At 55.2% G+C, this 14517-nt stretch carries 14 protein-coding genes and 1 other annotated feature; of the genes, 10 read left to right on the forward strand and 4 right to left on the reverse strand.

From position 1 onward, the window contains the following. Positions 1–100 precede the first annotated feature (100 nt). Together I6L74_RS08650 and I6L74_RS08655 are read left to right on the forward strand one after the other, a co-directional pair. Complete coding sequence (locus I6L74_RS08650; protein WP_082691955.1) at positions 101–1438, forward strand: MFS transporter; 1338 nt, start codon at positions 101–103, stop codon at positions 1436–1438. Between the two features lie 51 nt (positions 1439–1489). Beyond that, complete coding sequence (locus tag I6L74_RS08655) at positions 1490–2716, forward strand: YidR family protein (RefSeq protein ID WP_072241988.1); 1227 nt, start codon at positions 1490–1492, stop codon at positions 2714–2716. On the opposite strand, the gene I6L74_RS08660 is transcribed toward I6L74_RS08655, so the two are convergent. Then, positions 2717–3049: a YceK/YidQ family lipoprotein gene (locus tag I6L74_RS08660; protein ID WP_059180656.1), complete on the reverse strand. Its 333-nt coding sequence runs from the start codon at positions 3047–3049 to the stop codon at positions 2717–2719. Between the two features lie 247 nt (positions 3050–3296). After that, positions 3297–3369: a sequence feature (ROSE (Repression Of Heat Shock gene Expression) occurs in the 5'-region of heat shock genes and acts as an RNA thermometer to modulate expression.), on the forward strand. On the opposite strand from I6L74_RS08660, the gene ibpA reads away from it, so the two are divergent. From ibpA to I6L74_RS08675, 3 genes are all read left to right on the forward strand, one after another. Further along, complete coding sequence (gene ibpA, locus I6L74_RS08665; protein ID WP_059180655.1) at positions 3363–3773, forward strand: small heat shock chaperone IbpA; 411 nt, start codon at positions 3363–3365, stop codon at positions 3771–3773. It overlaps the preceding feature by 7 nt. Before the next feature lie 132 nt (positions 3774–3905). Beyond that, complete coding sequence (gene ibpB, locus I6L74_RS08670) at positions 3906–4334, forward strand: small heat shock chaperone IbpB (protein WP_059180654.1); 429 nt, start codon at positions 3906–3908, stop codon at positions 4332–4334. A gap of 165 nt (positions 4335–4499) precedes the next feature. After that, positions 4500–6161, forward strand: coding sequence for a putative transporter (locus tag I6L74_RS08675; RefSeq protein WP_059180653.1), 1662 nt, complete (start codon positions 4500–4502; stop codon positions 6159–6161). Here I6L74_RS08675 and I6L74_RS08680 read toward each other — a convergent pair. Next, on the reverse strand, positions 6129–6875 hold the full coding sequence (locus I6L74_RS08680; RefSeq protein ID WP_059180652.1) for a GntR family transcriptional regulator: 747 nt from the start codon (positions 6873–6875) through the stop codon (positions 6129–6131). The genes I6L74_RS08675 and I6L74_RS08680 overlap by 33 nt on opposite strands. Before the next feature lie 221 nt (positions 6876–7096). Between I6L74_RS08680 and I6L74_RS08685 the strand changes: the two genes are divergently transcribed. The 4 genes from I6L74_RS08685 (at position 7097) to I6L74_RS08700 (ending at position 10819) form a co-directional block, all read left to right on the forward strand. Then, on the forward strand, positions 7097–8713 hold the full coding sequence (locus I6L74_RS08685; protein ID WP_059180651.1) for an alpha-glucoside-specific PTS transporter subunit IIBC: 1617 nt from the start codon (positions 7097–7099) through the stop codon (positions 8711–8713). Beyond that, complete coding sequence (locus I6L74_RS08690; protein WP_059180650.1) at positions 8710–10032, forward strand: 6-phospho-alpha-glucosidase; 1323 nt, start codon at positions 8710–8712, stop codon at positions 10030–10032. The genes I6L74_RS08685 and I6L74_RS08690 overlap by 4 nt, the downstream gene beginning before the upstream one ends. Before the next feature lie 93 nt (positions 10033–10125). Then, a complete protein-coding gene (locus I6L74_RS08695; protein WP_059180649.1) occupies positions 10126–10473 on the forward strand; it encodes a YidH family protein in 348 nt (115 codons plus the stop codon). Beyond that, complete coding sequence (locus I6L74_RS08700; RefSeq protein WP_059180648.1) at positions 10463–10819, forward strand: DUF202 domain-containing protein; 357 nt, start codon at positions 10463–10465, stop codon at positions 10817–10819. The genes I6L74_RS08695 and I6L74_RS08700 overlap by 11 nt, the downstream gene beginning before the upstream one ends. A 65-nt stretch (positions 10820–10884) precedes the next feature. On the opposite strand, the gene dsdA is transcribed toward I6L74_RS08700, so the two are convergent. Next, positions 10885–12186, reverse strand: a complete 1302-nt coding sequence (gene dsdA, locus I6L74_RS08705; protein ID WP_059180647.1) for a D-serine ammonia-lyase — start codon at positions 12184–12186, stop codon at positions 10885–10887. A 96-nt stretch (positions 12187–12282) separates the two neighbouring features. Between dsdA and I6L74_RS08710 the strand changes: the two genes are divergently transcribed. Then, positions 12283–13371, forward strand: coding sequence for a cellulase family glycosylhydrolase (locus I6L74_RS08710; RefSeq protein WP_059180646.1), 1089 nt, complete (start codon positions 12283–12285; stop codon positions 13369–13371). Here I6L74_RS08710 and emrD read toward each other — a convergent pair. Continuing rightward, entirely contained in the window at positions 13274–14458 is a 1185-nt protein-coding gene (gene emrD / locus I6L74_RS08715) for a multidrug efflux MFS transporter EmrD (RefSeq protein ID WP_059180645.1), read from the reverse strand. The genes I6L74_RS08710 and emrD overlap by 98 nt on opposite strands. Positions 14459–14517 lie beyond the last annotated feature (59 nt).

Genomic DNA, 14517 nt, shown 5'->3' on the forward strand with positions numbered 1-14517 from the left:
GATGCAAAAGCTTGCCGCCTTCCCCCAGCACGAATTATTTAGCGCATTCCGGCTACTTTTTTAAATAAAAAAATAATTACACCCTCTGAAACTACAGGGCATGGTGAGCGGCTTCGCTATGCCCAAAATCTGGAGACAGATTACGATGGATATTCCAGTTACTGCTGCAAAACCAGGGCGTCGCCGCTATCTGACGCTGATTATGATCTTTATTACCGTGGTGATTTGCTACGTCGACCGCGCCAACCTTGCCGTTGCGTCGGCCCATATTCAGGAAGAATTTGGCATCACTAAATCGGAAATGGGCTACGTCTTTTCCGCGTTTGCCTGGCTGTATACGCTCTGCCAAATTCCCGGCGGCTGGTTCCTTGACCGCGTGGGTTCACGATTGACCTATTTTATCGCGATATTTGGCTGGTCAGTGGCGACGCTCTTCCAGGGTTTTGCGACCGGTTTAATGTCGCTGATTGGCCTGCGTGCCATCACCGGCATTTTTGAAGCACCGGCGTTCCCGACCAATAACCGGATGGTCACCAGCTGGTTCCCGGAGCACGAACGCGCTTCTGCCGTGGGCTTTTACACCTCGGGGCAATTTGTCGGCCTGGCCTTCCTGACGCCGCTGCTGATCTGGATTCAGGAACTGCTGAGCTGGCATTGGGTGTTTATTGTCACCGGCGGTATCGGCATTATCTGGTCGTTTATCTGGATTAAGGTTTATCAGCCGCCGCGCCTGACCAAAAGCATCACCAAAGCCGAGCTGGAGTACATTCGTGACGGTGGCGGTCTGATCGATGGCGACGCGCCCGTCAAAAAAGAATCGCGCCAGCCGATGACCAAAGCGGACTGGAAACTGGTCTTCAACCGCAAGCTGGTGGGGGTCTACATCGGGCAGTTTGCGGTCACGTCAACGCTGTGGTTCTTCCTGACCTGGTTCCCGAACTATCTGACGCAGGAAAAAGGCATTACCGCGCTGAAAGCCGGATTCATGACCACCGTACCGTTCCTGGCGGCGTTCTTCGGCGTGCTGCTTTCGGGCTGGCTGGCCGATAAGCTGGTGAAAAAAGGGTATTCGCTGGGTGTGGCGCGTAAAACGCCCATTATCTGCGGCCTGCTGATTTCGACCTGCATTATGGGCGCAAACTACACCAACGATCCGGTGTGGATTATGACCCTGATGGCGATTGCGTTCTTCGGTAACGGCTTTGCGTCGATCACCTGGTCGCTGGTTTCATCGCTTGCGCCGATGCGTCTGATCGGCCTGACGGGCGGCGTGTTTAACTTCGTCGGCGGCCTCGGCGGGATCACGGTTCCGCTGGTGGTAGGCTATCTGGCGCAGGATTACGGCTTTGGCCCGGCGCTGGTGTATATCGCTGCCGTGGCGCTGATTGGCGCACTCTCTTACATCCTGCTGGTTGGCGATGTGAAACGTGTAGGCTAAAGCTTTGCGATGCTTTACCCTGATGCGATAACCGCGCATCAGGGTATCCCTATGAAACAAATCACGTTCGCTCCCCGCCATCATCAACTCACCAATATCAATACCTGGACTGCCGACAGCCACTGGCTGGTGTTTGACGTGCGTCCGTCCGGCGCGTCGTTTACCGGCGAAACCATTGAACGTGTGAATGTCGAAACAGGTGAGTGCGAGGTGATTTATCGTTCCGGCCATGGCGCGCACGTTGGCGTGGTGACCGTTCATCCGACCGATGACAAATACGTATTTATCCACGGCCCGGAAAATCCGGATGCGAGCTGGCAGTACGATTTTCATCATCGCCAGGGTGTGACGGTGCAAAACGCGCAGGTAGAAAATCTCGACGCAATGGACATCACCGCGCCCTACACGCCCGGTGCGCTGCGCGGCGGCAGCCATGTCCATGTATTTAGTCCCAACGGCCAGTTTGTTAGTTTTACCTACAACGACCATGTGCTGCACGAGCGCGATGCAAAACTCGATTTACGCAACGTGGGCGTGGCCGCACCCTTTGGCCCGGTAACGCCGTGCGGCAATCATCCGCGAGAATATGCAGGCGCATTCTGGAGCGTGCTGGTGAGCCGCACGACGCCAACGCCAGTGCCAGACAGCGATGAGATCAACCGCGCTTATGAAGAGGGGTGGGTGGGTAACGATCGTGTGGCGTTTATCGGCGATACGCTGAGTAAAAGCGGCGAAAAAGTGCCAGAACTGTTTATTGTCGATCTGCCAAAAGACGAGCAGGGCTGGAAACGCGCAGGCCGTGAGCCGCTGGAAGGAACGGCTGAGAAGATGCCCGCACCGCCTGCCGGCGTGGTGCAACGGCGTTTAACCTTTACCCATCAAAATCGTTTTCCCGGTCTGGTCAATATCCCGCGTCACTGGGTGCGTACTCATCCGCAGGCCACAGAAATTGCGTTCCTGATGCGTGATGAGTTCGGTGTGGTGCAACTATGGCTGATCGCACCAGAAGGCGGAGAACCGCGCCAACTGACGCATCACGCCAGCGACATTCAGTCGGCGTTTAACTGGCATCCGTCGGGCGACGCGCTGGGGTTTGTGCTGGAAAATCGCATTGCGCTTGCGGATTCACACACCGGGAAAGTGACCTTTTTGACATCCGATCACGGTAATCCACCGTCAGGTGACGCCATCGTCTTTTCGCCGGATGGACAGTTTATTGCGTGGATGGAAGAGACTGCCGGTTTCCGTCAACTTTGGGTAACGGAAACCGGAAAGTAATTACGGGGCAGGCATTGCAGCAGGCGGGATAACAGCATTGGTCGCCAGATTCTGTTTCTCGCTTTTTTCGACCCGTGAGCGCACGGAGCTGTCGGTGCGGAACAGGTCCCATGGGACTAATAACGTATCCATTACCGCTGTAAAAGGCAGATCCAGGATCGCCAGGGATTTGGTGCCCCAGTTTGTCTCGTCATCCGAAATCATCTCAGCGCTGGCGCGCGTGCCAGGATATGTTCCTTCTTTACCGCCAGTGTGAGACATCACGCTCGAACACCCGCAAAGTAAAACCAGCACGCTGCACGCCGTCAGCTTTATCAGAACATTTTTCATCATCAGTTAATCAACGTTAATGGCCCGATAGAATAGCAATATCAATTTATAACGAGCCATGTGCGAAATGAATAGGTGTAAAGCACTGCTCTGTGGCAGCCATCGCAATTTACCCCTTTGTGCTGTAGCCCCAAGTCTATGCGAGTGCCAGCAAAGTGCAAAAAAATCTTACAAGATGAGTATTGAAAAGAACGGAAGCGGACCCATTTTATGTGTGTAGCCCGAGAACGAACACGCCTGCGGGGTGTTCGGTGGCTCAGTGGCCTGTCCATAGTGGAAGGCAAACATGACTTGCTGATTTCAGGAGCTTTGACTTATGCGTAATTTCGATTTATCTCCGCTTTACCGTTCTGCTATTGGTTTTGACCGTCTGTTCAACCACTTAGAAAATAATCAAAGCCAGAGTAACGGCTACCCTCCTTACAACGTTGAGCTGGTGGACGAAAACCACTACCGCATCGCCATTGCCGTCGCCGGGTTTGCAGAAAGCGAACTGGAGATCACCGCGCAGGACAACCTGCTGGTGGTGAAAGGCGCGCATACGGCCGAGCAAAAAGAGCGTACCTATCTTTACCAGGGCATCGCTGAGCGCAACTTTGAGCGCAAATTCCAGCTCGCCGAAAACATTCATGTCAAAGGCGCAAACCTGGTCAACGGTCTGCTGTTTGTCGATCTGGAACGTGTGATTCCGGAAGAGAAAAAACCGCGCCGTATCGAGATTAACTAATTAAGCGGGTCGCGCTGGCGGCCCATCCAGAATTGCTTGCCGTAAGGGAGCAAATGCGAATCCACAGGGATTTGCAGGTACAACTGCGCACAAAAAATGTGCTGAACTCGCTTCTCAGAAGGAGAAAATAGTATGCGTAATCATGATTTATCCCCACTTCTGCGTCAGTGGATTGGTTTTGACAAACTGGCTAACGCCCTGCAAAGCACCGCTGAACATCAGGCTTTTCCGCCGTACAACATCGAAAAAAGCGATGACAACCACTATCGCATCACGTTGGCGCTGGCCGGGTTCCGTCAGGACGATCTGGATATCCAGCTCGAAGGCACACGTTTAACCGTGAAAGGGACGCCTGAAAAACCGGAAACCGAAACCAAATGGCTGCATCAGGGGCTGGTTATTCAGCCGTTCAGCCTGAGCTTCACGCTGGCTGACCATATGGAAGTTACCGGTGCGACATTTACCAACGGGCTGTTACATATCGATTTGACCCGTAACGTGCCCGAAGCGTTGGCTCCGCAGCGTATCGCCATCAGCGAGCGTCCGGCACTGAACAGCTAATCCTCTGCGGGTTGATGCCCTCACCCCGACCCTCTCCCACAGGGAGAGGGTGAAAAGATAAAGCCCTGCCTCGGCAGGGCTTTTTTGTGCGCCATCGCCCATACAACGCCTTTGCGCTCTGAGAGAATCCTTAAAATAACTCAGGTTATGCTCAGGGAATCGATCATGAGTGATATCGCATTAACGGTTAGCGTGCTGGCCCTGGTGGCGGTGGTTGGGCTGTGGATTGGCAATATCAAAATTCGTGGTGTTGGGCTTGGCATTGGCGGGGTGCTATTCGGTGGGATTTTCGTTGGCCATTTCGCCGAGCAACTGGGCATCACGCTCAGCGCTGAGATGCTGCATTTCATCCAGGAGTTTGGCCTGATCCTCTTTGTGTACACCATCGGCATTCAGGTGGGCCCGGGCTTTTTCGCCTCTCTGCGCGTCTCCGGCTTACGGCTCAACCTTTTTGCGCTCGGGATTGTGGTGATGGGCGGCGTAGTGACCGCCATTCTGCACAAACTCTTCGAAATACCGCTTCCGGTGGTTCTGGGGATTTTCTCCGGTGCGGTCACCAACACGCCCGCCCTCGGCGCAGGACAGCAAATATTGCGCGATCTGGGCATCGCGCCTGGCGTCGTAGACCAGATGGGGATGAGCTATGCGATGGCTTATCCGTTCGGGATCTGCGGGATTCTGCTGACCATGTGGCTGGTGCGCGTTCTGTTTCGGATCAACGTTGACGACGAAGCTAAAAAGCACGAATCCGCGATGACTAACGGCCACGCGCTGATCAAAACCATCAATATCCGCGTCGAAAATCCCAACCTCAGTAATATGGCGATTCAGGATGTACCGATTCTGAACAGCATCAGTATCATCTGCTCACGCCTCAAACGTGGCGATATGCTGATGGTGCCGTCACCTGGGACCATCATTCAAATCGGCGATTTACTGCATCTCGTCGGGCAGCCGGGTGATTTACACAGCGCGCAGCTGGTGATCGGCCAGGAGGTTGAGACCTCTCTTTCCACACGCGGAACCGATATGCGCGTGGAGCGTGTGGTGGTCACTAATGAACAGGTGTTGGGCAAGAAAATCCGCGATCTGCAGGTAAAAGAGCGTTACGACGTGGTGATCTCCCGTCTTAATCGCGCGGGCGTGGAGCTGGTCGCCAGCCCGGATGCCAGTCTGCAGTTTGGCGATATCCTCAATCTGGTGGGGCGTCCGTCCTCTATCGACGCCGTGGCCGATATGGTGGGCAACGCCCAGCAAAAATTGCAGCAGGTACAGATGCTGCCGGTGTTTATCGGCATTGGTCTTGGCGTGTTGCTCGGGTCTATTCCGCTGTATGTGCCGGGTTTTCCGGTGGCGCTGAAGCTCGGTCTGGCGGGTGGGCCGTTGATCATGGCGCTGATCCTTGGACGTATCGGCTGCATTGGTAAGCTGTACTGGTTTATGCCGCCAAGCGCTAACCTGGCGTTACGCGAACTGGGGATCGTGCTGTTTCTTTCCGTTGTCGGGCTCAAATCGGGGGGGGATTTTATTGATACGCTGACCCACGGAGAGGGCGTCAGCTGGATTGGTTACGGCTTTTTCATCACCGCCGTCCCACTGCTGACGGTCGGGATTCTGGCGCGAATTTTCACCAACATGAATTACCTGACGCTGTGCGGCATGCTGGCGGGTTCAATGACCGATCCGCCTGCGCTGGCCTTTGCCAATAATCTCCACGCTACCAGCGGCGCGGCGGCGCTGTCCTATGCCACGGTTTATCCGCTGGTGATGTTCATGCGCATCATCACCCCACAGCTACTGGCTGTGCTGTTCTGGGGGATGGGCTAATAGCGCGTCCGGATGGATGCGCCGCAGGTGGTAGTCCACCTGGTAATCGCTGGTATTACGGAACATCACGGAATAGTTAAGGAACTCGCCGCTGTCGCTGTAGGAAAGAGACGTTATCCGCAGCAGCGGCGTATGCTCAGGTAAGTTCAAATAGTTGGCAAGCTGCTTATCCGCTAAAACCGGCGTCAGACTCTCAATGTTGCCGCTGATCGTTATCCCGCACTCTTTCTCAATATAATCAAACTTCGACCCTTCAAGATGCGCCAGGGAAAGATGGCGGAACAGTTTTACTGGCATAAAGCTGTCTTCCAGCATCAGTGGTTTCCCTTCGACGTAACGCACCCGCCGCGAAAAATAGATCCGCTCATCAATCTGAATGCGCAACTGGCTGGCAATGGCAGGCGGCGCGGGCATCACTTCAAACTGCAACACCTTACTCTGCACCTCTTTTCCCTGCTGGCGTAGCACCTCCACTAACCCCGTCAGGTTGGTGGTTTCATGATGGACGTCTTTTCTCGCCACAAAGGTGCCGCTGCCGTGACGACGCACCACCAGGCCCCAGCTCACCAGTAGATCGATGGCTTTACGGACGGTCATACGGGCGACGCCAAACTCGATCGCCAGCGTTTTCTCACCGGGTAAAGGGCTACCGATATTGTAGTCGGATGAATTCAGCCGCAAACGTAACCGATCAGCAATAGATTTGTAGATCACCTGTAGACCTCTCTGTCCGTATTTATCCGGTCATTCCGCTCAAACATGTCCAGATTTTAAGTAAAAAGTAGACCTCACTGGGCAAAATAAAACCATGAATACGATCACGAATCGCAGCGGCGCGCGATGTTAACGACTGAGCAAATTCTTATTCTGATTTCAGGCCAGCAAAAAACCATAAAGGCCTCTACTCCTACAGGTTGTGAAATGAGGATTTAAAGATGCTCAGTCAAATACAACGTTTTGGCGGCGCCATGTTTACCCCGGTGCTGTTATTTCCCTTCGCAGGCATTGTGGTCGGTATTGCCATCATGCTTAGCAATCCGCTTTTTGTGGGCGAGGCCTTAACCGCTCCCGATAATTTATTTGCACAGATTATTCATATTATTGAAGAGGGCGGCTGGGCGGTATTTCGTAATATGCCGCTTATTTTCGCCGTTGGCTTACCGATTGGTTTGGCGAGACAGGCTCAGGGCCGCGCCTGTCTGGCCGTGCTGATTAGCTTCCTGACCTGGAACTACTTTATTAACGCGATGGGAATGACCTGGGGTCACTTCTTTGGTGTGAACTTTATGGCCGAGCCCACAGCCGGCAGCGGGCTGGCGATGATCGCCGGTATCAAAACCCTCGATACCAGCATTATTGGTGCGATTATTATTTCCGGTCTAGTGACGGCAATTCACAACCGCTATTTCGATAAACAGCTTCCCGTCTTTCTCGGCATATTCCAGGGCACCTCGTTTGTGGTGATTATCGCGTTCTTTGTGATGATTCCATGTGCGTGGCTCACGCTGCTCGGCTGGCCGAAAGTTCAGATGGGCATTGAATCCCTTCAGGTCTTTTTACGCTCCGCCGGGGCACTCGGTGTGTGGGTTTATACCTTCCTGGAACGCATTCTGATCCCAACCGGCCTGCATCACTTTATCTATGGTCCGTTTATTTTCGGTCCGGCAGCGGTAGAGGGCGGCATTCAGGTGTACTGGGCGCAGCACTTACAGGAATTTAGCCAGAGCACCGAACCGCTGAAAACCCTGTTCCCGGAAGGCGGCTTTGCCTTGCACGGTAATTCGAAAGTGTTTGGCTCTGTCGGGATTGCGCTGGCGCTGTGGTACACCGCAGCAAAGGAAAACCGCGTCAAGGTTGCCGGGCTGCTGATCCCCGCGACGCTCACCGCGGTGCTGGTAGGCATTACCGAACCGCTTGAATTCACCTTCCTGTTTATATCGCCGCTGCTGTTTGCCGTTCACGCCGTGCTGGCTGCCACCATGGCGATGGTGATGTACATGTTCGGCGTAGTGGGCAACATGGGCGGCGGGCTGCTTGACCAGTTCCTGCCGCAAAACTGGATCCCGATGTTCCACAACCATGCCTCAATGATGTTCACCCAGATAGGCATCGGCCTGTGCTTCACCGCGCTCTACTTCATGGTCTTTAAAACGCTGATCGAACGCTTCAACTTCAAAACGCCGGGCCGCGAAGAGAGTGAAATCAAACTCTACAGTAAGGCCGACTATAAGGCTGCGCGTGGGCAAACCACCGTGGCGGCGAATACCTCCTCAGGCCAGGCAGTGGGTTATCTGCAGGCGCTGGGCGGGGCGGGCAACATCGAAAGCATCAATAACTGCGCCACCCGGCTGCGTATCACGCTGGTCGATATGGCAAACACACAAAGTGACGACGTCTTCAAATCCCTTGGCGCCCACGGCGTGGTGCGTCGCGGCAACGGCATTCAGGTGATTGTCGGCCTGCACGTCCCGCAGGTGCGCGATCAGCTTGAATCGCTGATGAAAACGCCTTCTCCCCTTGAATCATCCACCATGACAGAGGCTGTATCATGAAAAAATTCTCAGTTGTTATCGCAGGCGGCGGCAGCACGTTTACACCGGGTATCGTTCTGATGCTGTTGGCAAACCGCGATCGCTTTCCGCTCCGCGCGCTGAAATTCTATGACAACGACGGCGCACGTCAGGAAACCATCGCCGAGGCGTGCAAAATTATTCTTCAGGAACAGGCACCCGAGGTCGATTTTAGTTACACCACCGACCCGAAAGCGGCGTTTACCGACGTTGATTTTGTGATGGCGCATATTCGCGTCGGCAAATATCCGATGCGTGAAAAAGACGAAAAAATCCCGCTGCGTCACGGCGTGCTGGGTCAGGAAACCTGCGGTCCTGGCGGGATCTCCTACGGTATGCGCTCTATTGGTGGCGTCCTTGAACTGGTGGATTATATGGAGCAATACTCGCCGAACGCGTGGATGCTGAACTACTCCAACCCAGCGGCGATTGTGGCGGAAGCGACCCGTCGGCTGCGCCCGAACGCCAAAATCCTCAACATCTGTGATATGCCGATCGGCATTGAAGGGCGCATGGCGCAGATTGTCGGCCTGAAGGATCGCAAAGAGATGCGTGTGCGTTACTACGGTCTTAATCACTTTGGCTGGTGGACGTCGATTGAAGATTTAAACGGTAACGATCTGATGCCGAAATTGCGTGAATATGTCGCGAAACATGGCTATGTGCCGCCGTCTGACGATGTGCATACCGAAGCGAGCTGGAACGATACCTTTGCCAAGGCGAAAGACGTTCAGGCGCTGGACCCGGACACGATGCCAAACACTTATCTCAAATATTACCTTTTCCCGGACTACGTGGTGGCACACTCCAATCCAGAACGCACCCGGGCGAATGAAGTGATGGATCACCGTGAGAAGCACGTATTTAGCTCGTGTCGGGCGATTATCGAAGCCGGGAAATCCTCCGCCGGTGAGCTGGAAATCGACGAACATGCGTCGTACATCGTCGATCTGGCGACCGCTATCGCCTTCAACACACAAGAACGCATGCTGTTGATTGTGCCAAACAACGGCGCTATCCATAACTTTGATGCGGACGCGATGGTCGAAATTCCGTGCCTGGTAGGCAAAAATGGCCCGGAACCGTTAACCGTGGGTGATATTCCGCACTTCCAGAAAGGGCTGATGGGCCAGCAGGTGGCCGTCGAAAAACTGGTGGTTGATGCCTGGGAACAGCGCTCCTACACCAAACTGTGGCAGGCGATTACGCTGTCGAAAACTGTGCCGAGCGCTTCTGTGGCGAAAGCCATTCTTGATGACCTGATCGACGCTAATAAAGATTACTGGCCAGAACTGCATTAATCCTGACCACCGGCATCGTCCTGATGCCGGTCTCCTTGTCCGTGTCGATTTACGCTATGCTGAGGCCAGCATGCGGCACGACAAGGAGTTTTCATGAGAATTTCCCGCTTCGGCGAAGCGCCCGATTATCGCTTTTCGCTGGCAAACGAACGTACATTTTTGGCGTGGATCCGCACTGCGCTGGGCTTTCTGGCGGCAGGCGTTGGGCTGGACCAGCTTGCCCCGGACTTCGCCACGCCGCTGATTCGCGAAGTGCTGGCGTTACTGCTCTGCCTGTTTGCGGGTATCCTGGCGATCTACGGCTACTTGCGCTGGCTGCGCAATGAAAAAGCGATGCGCCTCAAGCAGGATCTGCCCTATACGCGCGGGCTGTTCATCATCAGCGTGATGTTGCTGTCGGTGGCTGCCGTGGTAATGGTGCTGGTGTTTTATGGTGGATAGCCGCAAAGCGCGGCGCGAGGCCGATCCCGGCCTGCAACCGGAGCGCACCTCGCTCGCCTGGCTGCGCACGATGCTGGGTTACGGCGCGCTGATCGCGCTGGCGATTAAGCACAACTGGCATCGTACGGGACTGCCATTCTGGATATCGATTATGGTACTGGCCTTGGTCGGGATTATTTTGTGGCGCTACACGCGCAATCGCAATGTGATGGACGTGACTCACGCTGATTTCGTGCAGCCGAAAGCCGTGCGTGACAAATTCCTGATTGCGCTCGCGGTGCTCTCCCTCGCATTACTGTTTGCGGTGACGCACCTACAGCAAATTTTTCTGTTTTTAAGATCGTAAATAACAGGCGCTAAACCGCTGCGGCTGACGTTCTGCATGAAATGAACGCGCCAGCCGCAGAAAAATCACCTTCCCTTCGCCAGATATTTCGCCATCTCATCCTGCGGAACCATACCGCCACCGGTGGCCCAGACCAGGTGCGTTGCCTTATCCAGCACGTATTTTTTGCTCGCTGAAACGCGAATTGGCCCGGCCATGCCCGCCAGCGCAGACGGCTCAAGCTGGATGCCTTCTTCCTGCGCCAGCCAGCCCAGCATGTCGTACATACTTTGATCGGAGAGAGTGTAGAATCCGTCCAGCAGGCGCTCCATCGCACGGCCCACAAACCCGGATGCGCGCCCCACGGCCAGCCCGTCCGCCGCCGTCACGTTATCAATGCCCAGATCCTGCACCGCTATCTGGTCATGCAGTCCGGTGTAGACGCCTAACAGCATGCACGGCGAATGCGTCGGCTCGGCAAAGAAACAGTGAACGTTATCCCCAAACGCCAGCTTCAGCCCGAACGCGACGCCGCCGGGACCGCCGCCGACCCCGCACGGCAGATAGACAAACAGCGGATGTTCCGCATCCACGACCCGCCCCTGCGCTGCGAATTGCGCTTTCAGACGCTCGCCGGCCGCCGCATAGCCTAAAAACAGCGTGCGTGAGTTTTCGTCATCGATAAAGAAACAGTTTGGATCGCTTTCGGCGGCTTTGCGTCCCTGCTCGACGGCGACACCGTAATCCTGTGCGTATTCAACCACGTCTACGCCATGGCTACGCAGTTTCGCCTTTTTCCATTCGCGGGCGTCGGCGGACATATGCACCGTGACCTTGAAGCCGATACGCGCGCTCATTATCCCGATCGACATGCCCAGATTGCCGGTGGAGCCCACGGCGATGCTGTAGTTACTGAAAAAATCCGTAAAGCGGGGTTCCAGTAAAATGCGGTAATCGTCCGTTAACGATAGCAGTCCGGCTTCCAGCGCCAGCTTTTCGGCATGCGTCAGCACTTCGTAAATCCCGCCACGGGCTTTGATGGAGCCAGAAATGGGCAGGTGACTGTCCTTTTTCAGCAGCAGTGTGCCAGGGATTTTTTCACCCGATCTCTTTTCCAGATGCTGATGCATGGAAGGGATAGCGACCACGTCGGATTCGATAATGCCGTTTTTCTCAGCCGTTTCTGGAAATGCGCTTGCCAGATACGGTGCAAAACGCGCCAGGCGCGCATGGGCATCGTCAACATCCGCCTGGGTGAGGCCGACATGCGGCAAACCCTCGGCAAGCGTGGTGGTGTGCGGATTAAACCAGGTCGTCTCTTTCAGGGCGATAAGATCTGCGACCAAAGGAAACTGGGCGATGAGTGAGCGGATTGCAGTTGTATTCATCATTTTTCTCAGAATAAGTTCGCGTTGACTCTACACCATTGACGAAAAAGCGTGCTAAATACAGAGTATTGCTTTCGATTTTACGCAAGGTTAACCGTGTTAAAACCGTTGATTGCTGCTGCGCTCATTTTCTCTGCAGGCTTCTGTTTTGCTGCCGATCCCCCGCTGACGGCTGCGCGCTATGCGCAAGCACTCGGCGTGGGTATCGACGTAGACTGGGCACGCACCGAGCGCGGTATCCGTGAGTTTGATCCGCTGGTGGTCCGCGATTTTCGCGCGAAAGGGTTTACCCACGTACGTATTCGCGTGGCGGGCGAACCCACGGAAGCGCGTCTGATCCATCTTCGCAAACTGGTGGAGGCCTGCGATCAATACGGCGTCATTCCGATTATCGCCTATCAGGCTGATGAATATAAAAACGACCCGAAAGTGGAAAACGAAAAAGAGGTGGTGAACTGGTGGATTGCCGTGGCGCACTACTTCGAAAAAAGCTCGCCGTTGCTGGGATTCGACCTGATTTATGAGCCCGCGGATAAGCTGAATCACAATCTGGCGTCCCTGAATCGCGTCTACGACAAAACGATCAAAACTATTCACGGCATCGATGCGCAAAGAATGATTTTTGTCGCTCCGCGCTTACGCGCGGCACCGGAAGATCTCTCCAGCCTGAAACTCCCCGCGCACAGCCAAAACTATGTGCTGGCTGAATGGCATATTTTCCCGTGGGGACCGCTCAAAAATAGTGGCAAATACCCGTGGACGTCGGGCACGGCGGCAGAAAAATCGGCTATTCGTAGCCGGATAAACGTGGCGCTGCGCTGGCAGCAAAAAACCGGACACGTCAGTTGGGTGGGCGGTTGGGGCGTGGGTGAATCCAGCCGCCTGACGCCGTCGGTGGAGCAGATGGCCTTCGCCAGCTTTATGGCTTGCGAGCTACAACAGGCCAAAATCCCCTATGCAATTAACGCGGATTTTCAGTTTTATGACGGGGAAGAGGGGGCGTGGCGGTCGGCACCAGAACCGTTATTGCAGGTGATGATGACACCGGTTTGCGAAAAGCCCGACGAGACGCCGGGCCATCATGCGGTTAAACCATCTGCTCGTGATGCGGTTCACGCGACGCCAGCGGTAGCCAGCAAAGCAAAATCAGCAGCCCCATCAGCGTCATCAGCAGGCCAAGGCTAGCCTGACCGGTCTGTGGCATCATCGCTGAAAGCCAGGCCAGCGCGCCGGAACCGATATTTTGCAAACCGCCCACCAGCGCGCCCGCGGTGCCGGCGAGGAACGGAAACGGCTCCATCGCGCCGCTGGTGGCCAGCGGAAACAGCATACCTGCACCAAAGAAGAACAGCGCGGCGGGGATCAGCAGCGTCCAGACCGTCATCACCCCAAGCAAACCGGGGATCCACATCATCACGCCAGCCAGCAAGCAGCTGATTACCGATTGCCACATCAGCGTCGAAAAGCGCTTATTCGGGCGACCGGCGAACCATGCGCCAAAAAATGCCGCCGGAATCGGCAGGATAAACAGAATACTCACCACCATGCTGCTCAGCCCCAAACCCGCGCCCAGCAGCACGCCGGAGCACGCCTCGAACACCGCAATGCCTGCCAGGCCACCAATCAGCATCAGCAGATAACAGCTGAACGCCCCATTGCCAAAAAGCGTTTTATAGTTGGCGATAAGTTTTGTGCGCGGTGCGCCAACTGGACGCGTTTCGGGCATCCAGCGCGCCATGCTGAACGTAACGATGATGCACAGCACCAGCAGGAAAGCGTAACAGGCGCGCCATGACCAGATGCTGTCCAGCACGCCGCCAACCAGCGGAGCCAGCAACGGGCTGACCAGAATACCCATGTTCAGCAGGCTATTCGCGTGGCGCAGCTGCGTGCCTTGATACATATCGCGCGGCAGCGTTCTGGCCATCACGCCGCCCACGCCGGTTCCCATGCCTTGCAGCGCGCTGGCGGCAATCAGAAGGGTCAGGCTGTGCGTCGTCATGGCGATCGCCGTGGCCAGCATGAAAATCGACATCCCAACCAGGATCACCGGACGACGCCCGACGCGGTCGGACAGCGGCCCGTAGAAGAGTTGCGATACGCCATAGGTCAGCAGATAGGCGGCCATTACGCTTTGGACTGCGCCTTCGCGCACGCTGAGATCCTTTGCCATGTCGGCAATGGCCGGAATATAAATGGTTTGCGCCATCTGACCGACGGCCACCAGTAACACCAGCATCAACAGTAAATTAACGTTCCGTTGTTTTTTCATGTCGCTAAATACGTTCGCCAAAAGAGATAAATGAAGAATAAGTGACTACGGTTTGCCGT

This window comes from Lelliottia amnigena (assembly GCF_019047465.1).
In the GTDB taxonomy this organism is placed as follows: Bacteria; Pseudomonadota; Gammaproteobacteria; order Enterobacterales; family Enterobacteriaceae; genus Enterobacter; species Enterobacter amnigenus.

Excerpts from the sequence above, each read along its gene's own strand:
- I6L74_RS08655 (WP_072241988.1), top strand. The coding sequence starts at position 1,490 with ATGAAACAAATCACGTTCGCTCCCCGCCATCATCAACTCACCAATATC.
- I6L74_RS08695 (WP_059180649.1), top strand. The coding sequence starts at position 10,126 with ATGAGAATTTCCCGCTTCGGCGAAGCGCCCGATTATCGCTTTTCGCTG.
- emrD (WP_059180645.1), bottom strand. The coding sequence starts at position 14,458 with ATGAAAAAACAACGGAACGTTAATTTACTGTTGATGCTGGTGTTACTG.
- I6L74_RS08690 (WP_059180650.1), top strand. The coding sequence starts at position 8,710 with ATGAAAAAATTCTCAGTTGTTATCGCAGGCGGCGGCAGCACGTTTACA.
- ibpB (WP_059180654.1), top strand. The coding sequence starts at position 3,906 with ATGCGTAATCATGATTTATCCCCACTTCTGCGTCAGTGGATTGGTTTT.
- I6L74_RS08700 (WP_059180648.1), top strand. The coding sequence starts at position 10,463 with ATGGTGGATAGCCGCAAAGCGCGGCGCGAGGCCGATCCCGGCCTGCAA.
- dsdA (WP_059180647.1), bottom strand. The coding sequence starts at position 12,186 with ATGAATACAACTGCAATCCGCTCACTCATCGCCCAGTTTCCTTTGGTC.
- I6L74_RS08660 (WP_059180656.1), bottom strand. The coding sequence starts at position 3,049 with ATGATGAAAAATGTTCTGATAAAGCTGACGGCGTGCAGCGTGCTGGTT.
- ibpA (WP_059180655.1), top strand. The coding sequence starts at position 3,363 with ATGCGTAATTTCGATTTATCTCCGCTTTACCGTTCTGCTATTGGTTTT.
- I6L74_RS08650 (WP_082691955.1), top strand. The coding sequence starts at position 101 with ATGGTGAGCGGCTTCGCTATGCCCAAAATCTGGAGACAGATTACGATG.
- I6L74_RS08675 (WP_059180653.1), top strand. The coding sequence starts at position 4,500 with ATGAGTGATATCGCATTAACGGTTAGCGTGCTGGCCCTGGTGGCGGTG.
- I6L74_RS08685 (WP_059180651.1), top strand. The coding sequence starts at position 7,097 with ATGCTCAGTCAAATACAACGTTTTGGCGGCGCCATGTTTACCCCGGTG.